4 protein-coding genes and 5 rRNA genes are annotated in these 15,822 nt (G+C 62.7%); all 9 read right to left on the reverse strand.

The window, feature by feature from the left end:
* Nucleotides 1–72: 72 nt before the first annotated feature.
* The 9 genes from BQ7391_RS01215 to murA all read right to left on the reverse strand — a co-directional run bounded on the left by BQ7391_RS01215 (nt 73) and on the right by murA (nt 15,812).
* Nucleotides 73–3,007: ribosomal RNA gene (locus BQ7391_RS01215) — 23S ribosomal RNA — on the reverse strand.
* Nucleotides 3,008–3,240: 233 nt separating this feature from the next.
* Nucleotides 3,241–4,752 (reverse strand): 16S ribosomal RNA (locus tag BQ7391_RS01220).
* 1,644 nt (nt 4,753–6,396) lie between these two features.
* Nucleotides 6,397–6,511 (reverse strand): 5S ribosomal RNA (gene rrf / locus BQ7391_RS01225).
* A 102-nt stretch (nt 6,512–6,613) separates the two neighbouring features.
* Nucleotides 6,614–9,548, reverse strand: a 23S ribosomal RNA gene (locus BQ7391_RS01230).
* Between the two features lie 233 nt (nt 9,549–9,781).
* A 16S ribosomal RNA gene (locus BQ7391_RS01235) occupies nt 9,782–11,293 on the reverse strand.
* The 16S, 23S and 5S rRNA genes sit together here, the layout of an rRNA operon.
* Nucleotides 11,294–11,589: 296 nt before the next feature.
* Nucleotides 11,590–12,993, reverse strand: coding sequence for a phosphohexomutase domain-containing protein (locus tag BQ7391_RS01240; RefSeq protein WP_075278945.1), 1,404 nt, complete (start codon nt 12,991–12,993; stop codon nt 11,590–11,592).
* Entirely contained in the window at nt 12,986–13,891 is a 906-nt protein-coding gene (locus tag BQ7391_RS01245) for a UTP--glucose-1-phosphate uridylyltransferase (protein ID WP_075278946.1), read from the reverse strand. Before BQ7391_RS01245 ends, BQ7391_RS01240 begins: the two co-directional genes overlap by 8 nt.
* A gap of 182 nt (nt 13,892–14,073) precedes the next feature.
* Nucleotides 14,074–14,499, reverse strand: coding sequence for a metal-dependent transcriptional regulator (locus BQ7391_RS01250; protein WP_075280820.1), 426 nt, complete (start codon nt 14,497–14,499; stop codon nt 14,074–14,076).
* Between the two features lie 32 nt (nt 14,500–14,531).
* Nucleotides 14,532–15,812 carry a UDP-N-acetylglucosamine 1-carboxyvinyltransferase gene (gene murA / locus BQ7391_RS01255; RefSeq protein ID WP_075278947.1) on the reverse strand — a complete coding sequence of 427 codons (1,281 nt, stop codon included), beginning with the start codon at nt 15,810–15,812 and terminating at the stop codon, nt 14,532–14,534.
* Nucleotides 15,813–15,822: the final 10 nt, after the last annotated feature.

Raw genomic sequence — 15,822 nt, forward strand, 5'->3', positions numbered from 1 at the left:
CTCCGCGCCGTGCCCTGGGGGCCGCACAGCGTGACGTCGGACGCCCTCTCGGGATCGCTCGGGCCTGATGAAGAAGAGAAGAGCTCGGCCGATTAGTACCGCTCGACTCAACCCCTCGCGGGGCTTACATCTGCGGCCTATCGAACTCGTAGTCTACGAGTGGCCTTACCGAAGGGAGAACTCATCTCGGGACTGGCTTCCCGCTTAGATGCTTTCAGCGGTTATCCGAACCGGACTCAGCTACCGGGCGGTGCCGTTGGTCGACAACCCGTACACCGGAGGTCCGTCCACCCCGGTCCTCTCGTACTAGGGGCAGCCTCCCTCAGTTCTCCTACGCCCACGGAGGATAGGGACCGAACTGTCTCACGACGTTCTGAACCCAGCTCGCGTACCGCTTTAAATGGCGAACAGCCATACCCTTGGGACCTGCTCCAGCCCCAGGATGCGATGAGCCGACATCGAGGTGCCAAACCTTCCCGTCGATGTGGACTCTTGGGGAAGATCAGCCTGTTATCCCCGGAGTACCTTTTATCCGTTGAGCGACGGCCATACCACGCTGAGCCGCCGGATCACTAGAACCTGGTTTCCCATCTGCTCGACCTGTCCGTCTCGCAGTCAAGCCTGCTTATGCTCTTGCACTCAAAGGGACGGTTGCCGACCGTCCTGAGCAGACCTTACGTGCGCCTCCGTTACTCTTTAGGAGGCGACCGCCCCAGTCAAACTACCCACCTGACACGGTCCCCACGCCGGGTGACGGTCGCGGGTTAGGATGCCAGAACGTCGAGGGTGGTATTCCAAGGGCGACTCCCCAGAGACTGGCGTCCCTGGTTCAGCGTCTCCCACCTATCCTCTACACGACGAACCGGCAGCCAATGTCAAGCTGCAGTAAAGGTTCACGGGGTCTTTCCGTCCTTCCGCGGGTAAGTCGCATCTTCACGACTAGTGCAATTTCACCGGGTCCATGGTTGAGACAGCGCCCAAATCGTTACGCCTTTCGTGCAGGTCGGAACTTACCCGACAAGGAATTTCGCTACCTTAGGACCGTTATAGTTACGGCCGCCGTTTACCGGGGCTTGGATTCGCCGCTTCGCTCGCGCTGACGGCTCCTCGTGACCTTCCGGCACCGGGCAGGCGTCAGACCCTATACGTCGTCTTACGACTTCAGCAGAGTCCTGTGTTTTTGATAAACAGTCGCTTGGGCCTATTTACTGTGGCCGCCCTGGGCTCGGGGAGCAAGTCCCTCCACCCGAGGCGGCACCCCTTCTCCCGAAGTTACGGGGCAATTTTGCCGAGTTCCTTAACCATGGTTCTCCCGATCGCCTTGGTATGCTCTACCCACCCACCTGTGTCGGTTTGCGGTACGGGCCCCTGCGGGCTCCCTAGGGGGTTTTCTTGGAAGCATGGGCTCACTGGCTTCGCTCATTCGCTTCGTCCGGCACCTCAGCCTTCGCGCAGGGCGCGTTTCACTACCCTGCGGCCTACGTGCCATCGCGGGGACGTCCAGAACCCCGTCCAGCTACCCTTCTCCGTCGCCCCATCGGTGATGACGCCCGTTCGGGGGTGCAGGAATGTCGACCTGCTGTGCATCGGCTACGCCTTCCGGCCTCGCCTTAGCTCCCGACTGACCCTGGGAGGATTAGCCTCGCCCAGGAAACCTTGGGTTTACGGCGGCGGCGTTTCCCACGCCGCTCTCGTTACTCATGCCAGCATTCTCACTTCCGGCCGGTCCACCGCGGGTCGTCCCGCGGCTTCGCCCCAGACGGAAAGCTCCCCTACCACTAGACGAATCTAGTCCGCCGCTTCGGTGCCGTGCTTAGCCCCGTATATTGTCGGCGCATGTCCACTCGACCAGTGAGCTATTACGCACTCTTTAAATGAATGGCTGCTTCTAAGCCAACATCCTGGTTGTCTAGGCAAACGCACATCCTTTGCCACTTAGCACGGACTTCGGGACCTTAGCGGGCGGTCTGGGCTGTTTCCCTTTCGAACACACAGCTTAGCCCACATGTTCTGACTCCCGGACTCTGGACCGGCGGTATTCGGAGTTTGATTGGAGTTGGTAGGCGGTGAGGCCCCCGCGTCCATTCAGTGCTCTACCCCCGCAGGTAAACGTCCGAGGCTAGCCCTAAAGCTATTTCGGGGAGAACGAGATATCTCCGGGTTTGATAGGCCTTTCACTCCTATCCACAGGTCATCCCCCCAGTTTTCAACCTAGGTGGGTTCGGCCCTCCACGGGGTCTTACCCCCGCTTCAGCCTGCCCATGGATAGCTCACCCGGCTTCGCGTCTACGGCGCGCGACTGCTCGCCCGTTTCGGACTCGCTTTCGCTGCGGCTCGCTTCGTGGCTTAACCTCGCCACGCGCCGTAACTCGCTGGCTCATTCTACAAAAGGCACGCCGTCACGGCGCAAGCGCCGCTCCGACTGCTTGTAGGCAAACGGTTTCAGGTACTATTTCACTCCCCTCCCGGGGTGCTTTTCACCTTTCCCTCACGGTACTGGTCCACTATCGGTCACAGGAGAGTATTTAGGATTGGAGGGTGGACCCCCCAGCTTCCCACCGGGTTTCACGTGTCCGGCGGTACTCAGGAACCAAGCGGCAGTCCTCGCGGATTCGCGTACGGGGCTCTAACCCTGTCCCGCCGGCCTTCCCATGCCGTTCCGCTTCCACGAGGTTTTGTAACTGCGCAGTGCTTGGCCCTACAACCCCGGCGGCGCTTGCGCGGCCGCCGGTTTGTCCTAGGTCCCCGTTCGCTCGCCACTACTAGGGGAATCTCGATTGATTTCTCTTCCTCGGGGTACTTAGATGTTTCAGTTCCCCCGGTTGCCTCCCACCGGCCTATGTGTTCGGCCGGCGGTGACGGGAAATGACTCCCGTCGGGTTCGCCCATTCGGAGATCCGCGGGTCGAGCGGGCAAGTGCCCCTAACCGCGGCTTATCGCAGCTTGTCACGTCCTTCGTCGGCTTCCTGTGCCAAGGCATCCACCGTTTGCCCTTACCATCTTCTCTTCGATGGCTCGAACATACTTAAAGTCTCGCGGCGGCTGGCGCCGCCGCGTCTTCAGATGCGATCTTCTTTGAGGAAAATCTTTCGTCACGCTATGCAGCTCTCAAGGTACGGCGAGGGCGAGCCCTCGAGACCGGACACTGCGCGCCCCGGGGGGCGCGACGAAGGCATCAGCGGGACTGGCGGGGACGTCCGCCGTCATGTTGTTCTCTTCTAAAGAGGCGATTCTCCCTAGAAAGGAGGTGATCCAGCCGCACCTTCCGGTACGGCTACCTTGTTACGACTTCACCCCCCTTACCAACCACACCTTCGGCGCCTCCCTCACGAGGTTGGGCCGACGACTTCGGGTGCAATCGACTCGGGTGGTGTGACGGGCGGTGTGTACAAGGCCCGGGAACGCATTCACCGCGGCGTGCTGATCCGCGATTACTAGCAACTCCGACTTCATGGAGGCGGGTTGCAGCCTCCAATCCGAACTGGGGCCGGCTTTGGGGATTCGCTCCCGCTCGCGCGGTGGCAGCCCATTGTGCCGGCCATTGTAGCACGTGTGCAGCCCAGGACATAAGGGGCATGATGACTTGACGTCATCCCCACCTTCCTCCGGCTTGACGCCGGCGGTCTCGCATGGGTGCCCGGCCGAACCGCTGGCAACATGCGACGGGGGTTGCGCTCGTTGCGGGACTTAACCCAACATCTCACGACACGAGCTGACGACAGCCATGCACCACCTGTCTAGGCTCCTCTCGGCCACGGCGTTTCCGCCGCTTCACCTAGATGTCAAGCCCTGGTAAGGTTCTTCGCGTTGCTTCGAATTAAGCCACATGCTCCGCTGCTTGTGCGGGCCCCCGTCAATTCCTTTGAGTTTTAGCCTTGCGGCCGTACTCCCCAGGCGGGACACTTAATGCGTTAGCTGCGGCACGGAGGGACTCTCCCCCCACACCTAGTGTCCATCGTTTACGGCTAGGACTACCAGGGTATCTAATCCTGTTCGCTCCCCTAGCTTTCGCTCCTCAGCGTCAGTTGTGGCCCAGAAGGCCGCCTTCGCCACCGGTGTTCTTCCAAATATCTGCGCATTCCACCGCTACACTTGGAATTCCGCCTTCCCCTACCAAACTCAAGTCCGCCGGTATCGGGAGCGGGCGGGGGTTGAGCCCCCGGATTTGACTCCCGACCTAACGGACCGCCTACGAGCGCTTTACGCCCAATGAATCCGGATAACGCTCGCCCCCTACGTATTACCGCGGCTGCTGGCACGTAGTTAGCCGGGGCTTCTTCTGCAGGTACCGTCAGGTCTCCCCCTCGTCCCTGCTGAAAGCGGTTTACGACCCGAAGGCCTTCGTCCCGCACGCGGCGTCGCTGCGTCAGGCTTTCGCCCATTGCGCAAGATTCCCCACTGCTGCCTCCCGTAGGAGTCTGGGCCGTGTCTCAGTCCCAATCTGGCTGGTCGGTCTCTCAACCCAGCTACCCATAATCGCCTTGGTGGGCCGTTGCCCCACCAACTAGCTAACAGGCCGCGGGCCCATCCCTCGCCGTCTGGGCTTTCCCGGTCCCCCCATGCGGGGGGTCCGGAGTATCCGGTATTATCCACGGTTTCCCGAGGCTGTCCCGGTGCGAGGGGCAGGTTGCCCACGTGTTACTCAGCCGTTCGCCACTTTATGCACACCCGGAGGTGCTTTAACCGTTCGACTTGCATGTGTTAGGCGCGCCGCCAGCGTTCATCCTGAGCCAGGATCGAACTCTCCGTTCAAAGTGCCAGGCGGCTCGTGCCGCCGTGCGTTTCGGTTGGTGCGTCCGTCCCGTCCTAAGATCCCGCTGATCTCGGATTCGCTGAAATTGACGTCTCTGTGTGTCAGAGATTCGAATTTCGCTGGTCTGTCTTCGTCGATCTCTCGATCGCAGTATCCGGTTTTCAAGGTTCGCCGCGCTGGTCGGGGGCGCCTGCCCCGTCGCTGCGCGGGGATTAACTATACGCACCCGGCGGCCCCGCGGGGGCGGGAATCGCGAGGTTCACGTTTCCTCCACAATTTGGGATCGCTTTCGACTTCATGGATTGCCCTGCGAAAGAATCCGGCCGCGTCGTGCCCTAACGATGGGCCTCCGATTCCTTCGGATTTCGACATGGGCGGCTGGGGTACGTTATCACCCCTGACTCTTGATGCCCGCGGACGAACCGCATACGGGGCCGCATCCCACCCAATCGCGCATGTGACGTCGAGCCTCTTTCGCACCTCACCCCAGAGACTCGAGGCGCCCTATCCCTTCGACCCCACTCCTCCTCGTATCTTTCCGAACCTGTCCCTTTTGCTGATGAGCGCATTGCGGCGAAGTATCGTTAGGTGCTTGATGCACTTGTTCCTGCGACGATGCAAGCCGTTGACCTAATGCCAGCCCCGACCCGTTATCGGAGCGCGCTATCCCGCGGCAGCTCGCCAGGCCGTCATGCCCGTAGACCATCGAGAAGTCGATAAGGGGGGCAGGGCATTTCGATTTAGTCCGAACCTAGACGCCATGAGCTGACGCTCGTATACCTCCTCGCAAGAACGTGACCCACGAGGGGTTTGTCCGGTTTTGTGATTTGTCCGCCTCCGACATGTCAACCTCGCGGGCGGTTACCCCGCCGTAGCGTACTCCACCAGTCGGAGCCCCCACGAGCGCAACGACACGAGCTCATCCACGCAGAGACACCCGCGACGTACGCAGATAACGTTGTAACGCCCTCACCACAACGAGAACCGATTGGACGGACCACGGGACACCACGCGCGAGGCGGAGGTCGACGAGTTGCGCGACCTTCCCTCGGGGGAAGAGGGTTTTATAGACCGCTCAAAATCGGGGCGCCTCGATAAGCATCGCATGACGCCACTCCGGTCGGTGCGCGACGAAGTTGAAATCACGCCACGCCCCAAGATCAGTGGAATCTCAATTACCCATTAGGGCTTCTTGGCAGAAATATAAAGGCGTCCTGCATCACACGCGCGCAGAGACGATTGCCTCGACGTCGGCCTCAACGGCCGCGACTACTCAAAGGACATGCAGTAAGGCTGCCCCACGGAGTAGCAGACAAGCAGAATATGGCTTACCCGCATGAGGACAACGGCGCCGGTGCCGGCGCGCTCGTACGGCCAGGTGGTCCGACTCCATCAATTAGCCGCTACGACAGGCCATCCCCTACAGCCAAGCCCCTGTCTTCGCGAGGTGAAAGACATAAGCGTCTCCCCAGAGAGTCGCCCAGCGACTCCCCCAGAGTCGGAGCAAACGGCATTGTAAGACGACGGGCAGATACAAAAAGAGCCGACCTTACGGACGGCTCAAACTGTGATGCAAGGAGTGCGAGGACCCTACGCAGAATGGCAAGCCCCCCGCGCCGCCGCGACGCAAAATGCCCCTTGTTGGTCAGCGACGTCCTGCTCTCCCACGGACTACTCCGCAGTACCATCGGCGCTCGGGGGCTTAACTTCCGGGTTCGGAATGGGACCGGGTGTGCCTCCCCTGCCATGGTCGCTGACCAACAAGGGGCATTCTGCTGTCAGGGGCGGCTCCGCGCCGTGCCCTGGGGGCCGCACAGCGTGACGTCGGACGCCCTCTCGGGATCGCTCGGGCCTGATGAAGAAGAGAAGAGCTCGGCCGATTAGTACCGCTCGACTCAACCCCTCGCGGGGCTTACATCTGCGGCCTATCGAACTCGTAGTCTACGAGTGGCCTTACCGAAGGGAGAACTCATCTCGGGACTGGCTTCCCGCTTAGATGCTTTCAGCGGTTATCCGAACCGGACTCAGCTACCGGGCGGTGCCGTTGGTCGACAACCCGTACACCGGAGGTCCGTCCACCCCGGTCCTCTCGTACTAGGGGCAGCCTCCCTCAGTTCTCCTACGCCCACGGAGGATAGGGACCGAACTGTCTCACGACGTTCTGAACCCAGCTCGCGTACCGCTTTAAATGGCGAACAGCCATACCCTTGGGACCTGCTCCAGCCCCAGGATGCGATGAGCCGACATCGAGGTGCCAAACCTTCCCGTCGATGTGGACTCTTGGGGAAGATCAGCCTGTTATCCCCGGAGTACCTTTTATCCGTTGAGCGACGGCCATACCACGCTGAGCCGCCGGATCACTAGAACCTGGTTTCCCATCTGCTCGACCTGTCCGTCTCGCAGTCAAGCCTGCTTATGCTCTTGCACTCAAAGGGACGGTTGCCGACCGTCCTGAGCAGACCTTACGTGCGCCTCCGTTACTCTTTAGGAGGCGACCGCCCCAGTCAAACTACCCACCTGACACGGTCCCCACGCCGGGTGACGGTCGCGGGTTAGGATGCCAGAACGTCGAGGGTGGTATTCCAAGGGCGACTCCCCAGAGACTGGCGTCCCTGGTTCAGCGTCTCCCACCTATCCTCTACACGACGAACCGGCAGCCAATGTCAAGCTGCAGTAAAGGTTCACGGGGTCTTTCCGTCCTTCCGCGGGTAAGTCGCATCTTCACGACTAGTGCAATTTCACCGGGTCCATGGTTGAGACAGCGCCCAAATCGTTACGCCTTTCGTGCAGGTCGGAACTTACCCGACAAGGAATTTCGCTACCTTAGGACCGTTATAGTTACGGCCGCCGTTTACCGGGGCTTGGATTCGCCGCTTCGCTCGCGCTGACGGCTCCTCGTGACCTTCCGGCACCGGGCAGGCGTCAGACCCTATACGTCGTCTTACGACTTCAGCAGAGTCCTGTGTTTTTGATAAACAGTCGCTTGGGCCTATTTACTGTGGCCGCCCTGGGCTCGGGGAGCAAGTCCCTCCACCCGAGGCGGCACCCCTTCTCCCGAAGTTACGGGGCAATTTTGCCGAGTTCCTTAACCATGGTTCTCCCGATCGCCTTGGTATGCTCTACCCACCCACCTGTGTCGGTTTGCGGTACGGGCCCCTGCGGGCTCCCTAGGGGGTTTTCTTGGAAGCATGGGCTCACTGGCTTCGCTCATTCGCTTCGTCCGGCACCTCAGCCTTCGCGCAGGGCGCGTTTCACTACCCTGCGGCCTACGTGCCATCGCGGGGACGTCCAGAACCCCGTCCAGCTACCCTTCTCCGTCGCCCCATCGGTGATGACGCCCGTTCGGGGGTGCAGGAATGTCGACCTGCTGTGCATCGGCTACGCCTTCCGGCCTCGCCTTAGCTCCCGACTGACCCTGGGAGGATTAGCCTCGCCCAGGAAACCTTGGGTTTACGGCGGCGGCGTTTCCCACGCCGCTCTCGTTACTCATGCCAGCATTCTCACTTCCGGCCGGTCCACCGCGGGTCGTCCCGCGGCTTCGCCCCAGACGGAAAGCTCCCCTACCACTAGACGAATCTAGTCCGCCGCTTCGGTGCCGTGCTTAGCCCCGTATATTGTCGGCGCATGTCCACTCGACCAGTGAGCTATTACGCACTCTTTAAATGAATGGCTGCTTCTAAGCCAACATCCTGGTTGTCTAGGCAAACGCACATCCTTTGCCACTTAGCACGGACTTCGGGACCTTAGCGGGCGGTCTGGGCTGTTTCCCTTTCGAACACACAGCTTAGCCCACATGTTCTGACTCCCGGACTCTGGACCGGCGGTATTCGGAGTTTGATTGGAGTTGGTAGGCGGTGAGGCCCCCGCGTCCATTCAGTGCTCTACCCCCGCAGGTAAACGTCCGAGGCTAGCCCTAAAGCTATTTCGGGGAGAACGAGATATCTCCGGGTTTGATAGGCCTTTCACTCCTATCCACAGGTCATCCCCCCAGTTTTCAACCTAGGTGGGTTCGGCCCTCCACGGGGTCTTACCCCCGCTTCAGCCTGCCCATGGATAGCTCACCCGGCTTCGCGTCTACGGCGCGCGACTGCTCGCCCGTTTCGGACTCGCTTTCGCTGCGGCTCGCTTCGTGGCTTAACCTCGCCACGCGCCGTAACTCGCTGGCTCATTCTACAAAAGGCACGCCGTCACGGCGCAAGCGCCGCTCCGACTGCTTGTAGGCAAACGGTTTCAGGTACTATTTCACTCCCCTCCCGGGGTGCTTTTCACCTTTCCCTCACGGTACTGGTCCACTATCGGTCACAGGAGAGTATTTAGGATTGGAGGGTGGACCCCCCAGCTTCCCACCGGGTTTCACGTGTCCGGCGGTACTCAGGAACCAAGCGGCAGTCCTCGCGGATTCGCGTACGGGGCTCTAACCCTGTCCCGCCGGCCTTCCCATGCCGTTCCGCTTCCACGAGGTTTTGTAACTGCGCAGTGCTTGGCCCTACAACCCCGGCGGCGCTTGCGCGGCCGCCGGTTTGTCCTAGGTCCCCGTTCGCTCGCCACTACTAGGGGAATCTCGATTGATTTCTCTTCCTCGGGGTACTTAGATGTTTCAGTTCCCCCGGTTGCCTCCCACCGGCCTATGTGTTCGGCCGGCGGTGACGGGAAATGACTCCCGTCGGGTTCGCCCATTCGGAGATCCGCGGGTCGAGCGGGCAAGTGCCCCTAACCGCGGCTTATCGCAGCTTGTCACGTCCTTCGTCGGCTTCCTGTGCCAAGGCATCCACCGTTTGCCCTTACCATCTTCTCTTCGATGGCTCGAACATACTTAAAGTCTCGCGGCGGCTGGCGCCGCCGCGTCTTCAGATGCGATCTTCTTTGAGGAAAATCTTTCGTCACGCTATGCAGCTCTCAAGGTACGGCGAGGGCGAGCCCTCGAGACCGGACACTGCGCGCCCCGGGGGGCGCGACGAAGGCATCAGCGGGACTGGCGGGGACGTCCGCCGTCATGTTGTTCTCTTCTAAAGAGGCGATTCTCCCTAGAAAGGAGGTGATCCAGCCGCACCTTCCGGTACGGCTACCTTGTTACGACTTCACCCCCCTTACCAACCACACCTTCGGCGCCTCCCTCACGAGGTTGGGCCGACGACTTCGGGTGCAATCGACTCGGGTGGTGTGACGGGCGGTGTGTACAAGGCCCGGGAACGCATTCACCGCGGCGTGCTGATCCGCGATTACTAGCAACTCCGACTTCATGGAGGCGGGTTGCAGCCTCCAATCCGAACTGGGGCCGGCTTTGGGGATTCGCTCCCGCTCGCGCGGTGGCAGCCCATTGTGCCGGCCATTGTAGCACGTGTGCAGCCCAGGACATAAGGGGCATGATGACTTGACGTCATCCCCACCTTCCTCCGGCTTGACGCCGGCGGTCTCGCATGGGTGCCCGGCCGAACCGCTGGCAACATGCGACGGGGGTTGCGCTCGTTGCGGGACTTAACCCAACATCTCACGACACGAGCTGACGACAGCCATGCACCACCTGTCTAGGCTCCTCTCGGCCACGGCGTTTCCGCCGCTTCACCTAGATGTCAAGCCCTGGTAAGGTTCTTCGCGTTGCTTCGAATTAAGCCACATGCTCCGCTGCTTGTGCGGGCCCCCGTCAATTCCTTTGAGTTTTAGCCTTGCGGCCGTACTCCCCAGGCGGGACACTTAATGCGTTAGCTGCGGCACGGAGGGACTCTCCCCCCACACCTAGTGTCCATCGTTTACGGCTAGGACTACCAGGGTATCTAATCCTGTTCGCTCCCCTAGCTTTCGCTCCTCAGCGTCAGTTGTGGCCCAGAAGGCCGCCTTCGCCACCGGTGTTCTTCCAAATATCTGCGCATTCCACCGCTACACTTGGAATTCCGCCTTCCCCTACCAAACTCAAGTCCGCCGGTATCGGGAGCGGGCGGGGGTTGAGCCCCCGGATTTGACTCCCGACCTAACGGACCGCCTACGAGCGCTTTACGCCCAATGAATCCGGATAACGCTCGCCCCCTACGTATTACCGCGGCTGCTGGCACGTAGTTAGCCGGGGCTTCTTCTGCAGGTACCGTCAGGTCTCCCCCTCGTCCCTGCTGAAAGCGGTTTACGACCCGAAGGCCTTCGTCCCGCACGCGGCGTCGCTGCGTCAGGCTTTCGCCCATTGCGCAAGATTCCCCACTGCTGCCTCCCGTAGGAGTCTGGGCCGTGTCTCAGTCCCAATCTGGCTGGTCGGTCTCTCAACCCAGCTACCCATAATCGCCTTGGTGGGCCGTTGCCCCACCAACTAGCTAACAGGCCGCGGGCCCATCCCTCGCCGTCTGGGCTTTCCCGGTCCCCCCATGCGGGGGGTCCGGAGTATCCGGTATTATCCACGGTTTCCCGAGGCTGTCCCGGTGCGAGGGGCAGGTTGCCCACGTGTTACTCAGCCGTTCGCCACTTTATGCACACCCGGAGGTGCTTTAACCGTTCGACTTGCATGTGTTAGGCGCGCCGCCAGCGTTCATCCTGAGCCAGGATCGAACTCTCCGTTCAAAGTGCCAGGCGGCTCGTGCCGCCGTGCGTTTCGGTTGGTGCGTCCGTCCCGTCCTAAGATCCCGCTGATCTCGGATTCGCTGAAATTGACGTCTCTGTGTGTCAGAGATTCGAATTTCGCTGGTCTGTCTTCGTCGATCTCTCGATCGCAGTATCCGGTTTTCAAGGTTCGCCGCGCTGGTCGGGGGCGCCTGCCCCGTCGCTGCGCGGGGATTAACTATACGCACCCGGCGGCCCCGCGGGGGCGGGAATCGCGAGGTTCACGTTTCCTCCACAATTTGAGGATGGACCCCGTCCTATATGCCTCGCCTCACGACGCTGCACGCTGCGGTGAGCAGCTCGTCTCTGTCCTGCTTCGTCGGCGCCTCCGCGTACACCCGAACCACGGAGCTCGTCCTCGAAGGGCGAACGAGCACCCAGGAGTCGTCGTCGAACTGCAGCCTCAGGCCGTCCGCATGAGAGACCTCAACGGGACTTCTCCCTGCCAGCTCCCCGGGATTGAGCCCCGGAAGGACGTTTCTGAACGCCTGGGTCGACGCCGCGTCGAGCCTGAGGTCACGTCGCGCATAGCACATCGTCCCCACGGACCCCTCGAGCTCCTCGGCCATTGTCGACACAGACTTGCCCGAGCGCGCCACCATCTCAACGGCGAGCAGGGCAACGAGCAGTCCGTCCCGCTCCCGCAGATGCGTGGGCACGCAGACGCCCCCGTACTCCTCGACCCCCATGATCACGTCAGCGTCGAGCACCTCTCTATAAATCCTCGAGAAGCCGACCGGCACCGACGTGATGCTGCAGCCGAGGCGCAGCGCCTCGCGCGCTATGCACGCCGAGCACGTGAGCGTCGTCACGACGCGCCCGTGAATCCCGTGACCCATCACGAGGTCGCCCAGCAGCATCGGAACCAGAACGCGTGCAGGGAGGAGCCGTCCTCGCTCGTCTATGACGGCAGCGCGGTCGGCATCTCCGTCGAGGGCGATGCCCATGTCGGCCCCCTGCGCCACAACGGCCTGCTCGCACGCATCAACCCACGGCTCTACCGGGTCGGGGTGAATGCCCCCGAAGTCCTCGCGCGGTTCGACATGCATCTCCACCACATCGCACCCAAGGTCTCTCAGCAGGCGCGCGAGGTGCGTGGTGCCCGACCCATACATGGCGTCAACGACCACGCGCGGGGCCCGCCGCGCGATGGCGCCACCATCCACGACCGAGGCGAGGTCCTTCAGGTAGGGTCCAACGAGGTCGCACTCCTCGAACGCGCCGCGCGACTCCGGAGGGGCAAGCGATATTGCCTGTTCGACCTCGTCGAGAAAGCGCCTTGAGACCGGCCCCCCGTCCGCCCCGCGAACAAGAAGCCCGCCGTACTCGCACGAGAGCTCGCTCGCCGTGAGCATGATCGCGCCGCACGCCTGCTCGTCGCGCGCGCAGCTCCAGCCCACCGTCGCCGTGGGGCACGCAACGTCCGACACGCGCACGACGAGGCCATACGAGGAGAGGATCCCCGCCGCGAGCCGTGCGAGCTCGCGCGACTCGTGGCGGGTGTCAAAGCCCACATATACGACCGTCCCCGGCGCGGCGTCCGACCAGACGAGCCCAAGACCGTCCGCAACGCGAGCGACGCCCTCGGCGTCGAACCCGTCCTCGTAGCGCGCCCTCCAGCCGTCGCTCCCGAAGCGGATGATGTCGCCCCTCCTATCCAAGAACCGCCGTGCCCTTCTCGCCAAACTCCTCGCGGAACGCCTCGCTGAAGGAGGGGTCCTCGAGGGCCATGCGGGCGTTCGTGGCTGCCCAGGCGGCCGGGGTGCCGGTATCGCAGCCCTCTGCGGGGTCGACGACGAGCGCGTACATCTCCTCCTCGGCGAGCAGGCGCTCCATGGCGTCGGTCAGCTGAATCTCATTGCCGGCTCCGGGGCCCTGCGTCGCAAGCAGCTCCATGATGCGCGGGGAAAGCAGGTAGCGGCCCACGATGAAGAGGTGCGAGGGGGCGTACTCCGGGCGGGGCTTCTCGACGAGCCCCGTGACCTTCCAGACCGCGCCCTCCTGCTCGCCCTCGGCCTCGGTGCCCGGGAGGCACCCCACGCACTCGCCCGCGATGATTCCGTAGCGGCTCACCTGGTCTGCGGGCACGGGCGCGACGGCAATGACCGAGGCGCCGCCGTGCTCGCGGGAGACCTCGGCCATGCGGACGCACATCTGGCGGTCGGGAACGAAGTAGTCGCCGAGAAGGACGAAGAACGGGTCGCGGTCGATCTCGTCGGCAGCTTGGAGGACGGCGTGGCCAAGGCCGCGGGCCTCGTCCTGATAGACGAACGAAACGGGAAGCGTCGAGGCCTCGTGGACGCGGGCGGCCTCTGCGGTCTTGCCACGCTTGCGCAGCGTTGACTCGAAGGCGTGGTCAACGGAGAAGTAGGACTCGATCTGCGGCTTCTCGTGAGAGTTGACGATGACCACGCCGTCGACGCCCTCCGGCTCGAGGGCCTCCTCGACCACGTACTGGATGACGGGCTTATCGAGCACGGGGAGGAGCTCCTTGGGAGTGCACTTGGTCGCGGGGAGGAAGCGCGTCCCGAGACCGGCGGCGGGGATGATTGCCTTCATGGGGTTTCCCTTCGGTAGGTTCGTTGCGGCGCCGCCCGACCCAGTCCGGCGGCACAAGAAACATACCCCATCGGGCCGCTGACGGAACGCCCTTCTCTGCAAGCGGGCGAAGAAGCGCGCCCTCCGCAGAGGAGGGCGCGCAAGCCACACAGTGAGTTCACATGTCTGGAGATGCCGTGCAGTTAGCTTGGGACGTCGATGCCCTGTCGCTCAAGATAGGAGATGAGCCGCTCCATCGTGTCCTCGGACAGGACGTGCTCCATGAGGCACGCCTCCTGGTCGGCGACCTCCGGCTCGACGCCGAGGTCCGACTCGAGAAACGTCCTGAGCGCCCGATGCGCCCGCCACACGACGGCGGCGTAGCGGCGGCCCTTCTCGGTCAGCGTCACGCGACCGTAGCGGTTCTGCGCGACCATGTCGGTCTCCTTGAGCATGGAGAGCGCCTTGTTCACGCTCGCCTTGGAGACTCCCAGCTGCTCGGCAACGTCCACGGAGCGGACGGAGCCGTCCGCAGAGCCCCCCTCGGTGGACAGGCGGTAGATCGCCTCAAGATAGTCCTCCCCCGCGCGGGTGAGGGCGTGGTCGCCCTGGACGCCGTTGTTAATCATGTGGTCTCCCATTTCCTACGTAGCTGCGGGGCCTAGAGGTCGTCGTCCTCGCACTCGATGCTCGTGCGCCGCACGCGCGCGCCCAGCGATGCGAGCTTCTCGACAAAGCCCTCGTACCCGCGGTCGATATGATGGATGCCCGAGACGGTGGTGATGCCGTCGGCCACGAGGCCAGCCATGACCAGAGCCGCTCCTCCGCGCAGGTCGGGGGACTTCACCTGCGCCCCGGAGAACCCGTCGACGCCATGGACAATCGCATGATGGCCCTCGATCGTGATGTTCGCGCCCATGCGAGAGAGCTCGCTCGCAAGCATGAAGCGGTTCTCGAAGACGTTCTCCGTGATGATGCAGCTCCCCTTGGCAAGGGCGAGCAGGCACATGGTCTGCGCCTGCATGTCCGTGGGAAACCCGGGGAAGGGAAGCGTCTGGATGTCGGTCGGAACGAGCGGGCGCTCGCGCCAGGCGGTGCAGACGCGCTCGCCGCACTCAATCCTCACGCCCATCTGCTCGTACTTTCTGAGGACGAGCCCGAGGTGCTTGGGCTCAAACCCGCGAACGGTCACGGGATCGCCGGTGAGGGCGCCGATGGCCAGGAAGGTCCCGGCCTCGATGCGGTCGCCCACGACCTTGTGCGTGACCGGGCGGAGCTCGGAGACCCCCTCGATTTCGATGACGGGAGAGCCGGCACCGCTGATCTTGGCACCCATCTCGTTCAGCAGGTTGGCGAGGTCAACGATCTCAGGCTCGCGAGCCGCATTGTCGATGGTGGTGACGCCCTCGGCGAAGACCGACGCCATCATGAGGTTCTCGGTGGCACCGACGCTCGCAAAGGAGAGCGTGACGGTCTCGCCCTTGAGGCCGTGCGGGGCGCTCGCGTGGATGTTGCCGTGATCGACCTTGAACTCGACCCCGAGCGCCTCGAGGCCGAGGATGTGCATGTCGATCTTGCGCGCGCCGATGTTGCAGCCGCCCGGCATGGCGACGACCGCCTTGCCAAAGCGGGAGAGCAGCGGCCCTAGGACGGCAGTCGAGGCTCGCATTTGGGCAACGAGGTGGTAGGGCGTCTCCCACGAGTCGACGGTCGAGGTGTCGATCTTGAGCTCGTGCTCGTTAACGACCTCAATCGTGGCGCCGATGTTCTTGAGCACCTTCCCCATGACGTGGACGTCTGCGATGTTGGGGACATTGGTGAGCGTGGTCACGCCGGGCGCCATGATGGTCGCGGCCATGAGCTTGAGGGCCGAGTTCTTGGCCCCCTCGACGCGCACCTCGCCCGTGACGCGATGCCCACCCTCAATCTGAATGACGTCCATGAGGCCTCCG

The organism is Thermophilibacter provencensis (assembly GCF_900128445.1).
In the GTDB taxonomy this organism is placed as follows: Bacteria; Actinomycetota; Coriobacteriia; order Coriobacteriales; family Atopobiaceae; genus Thermophilibacter; species Thermophilibacter provencensis.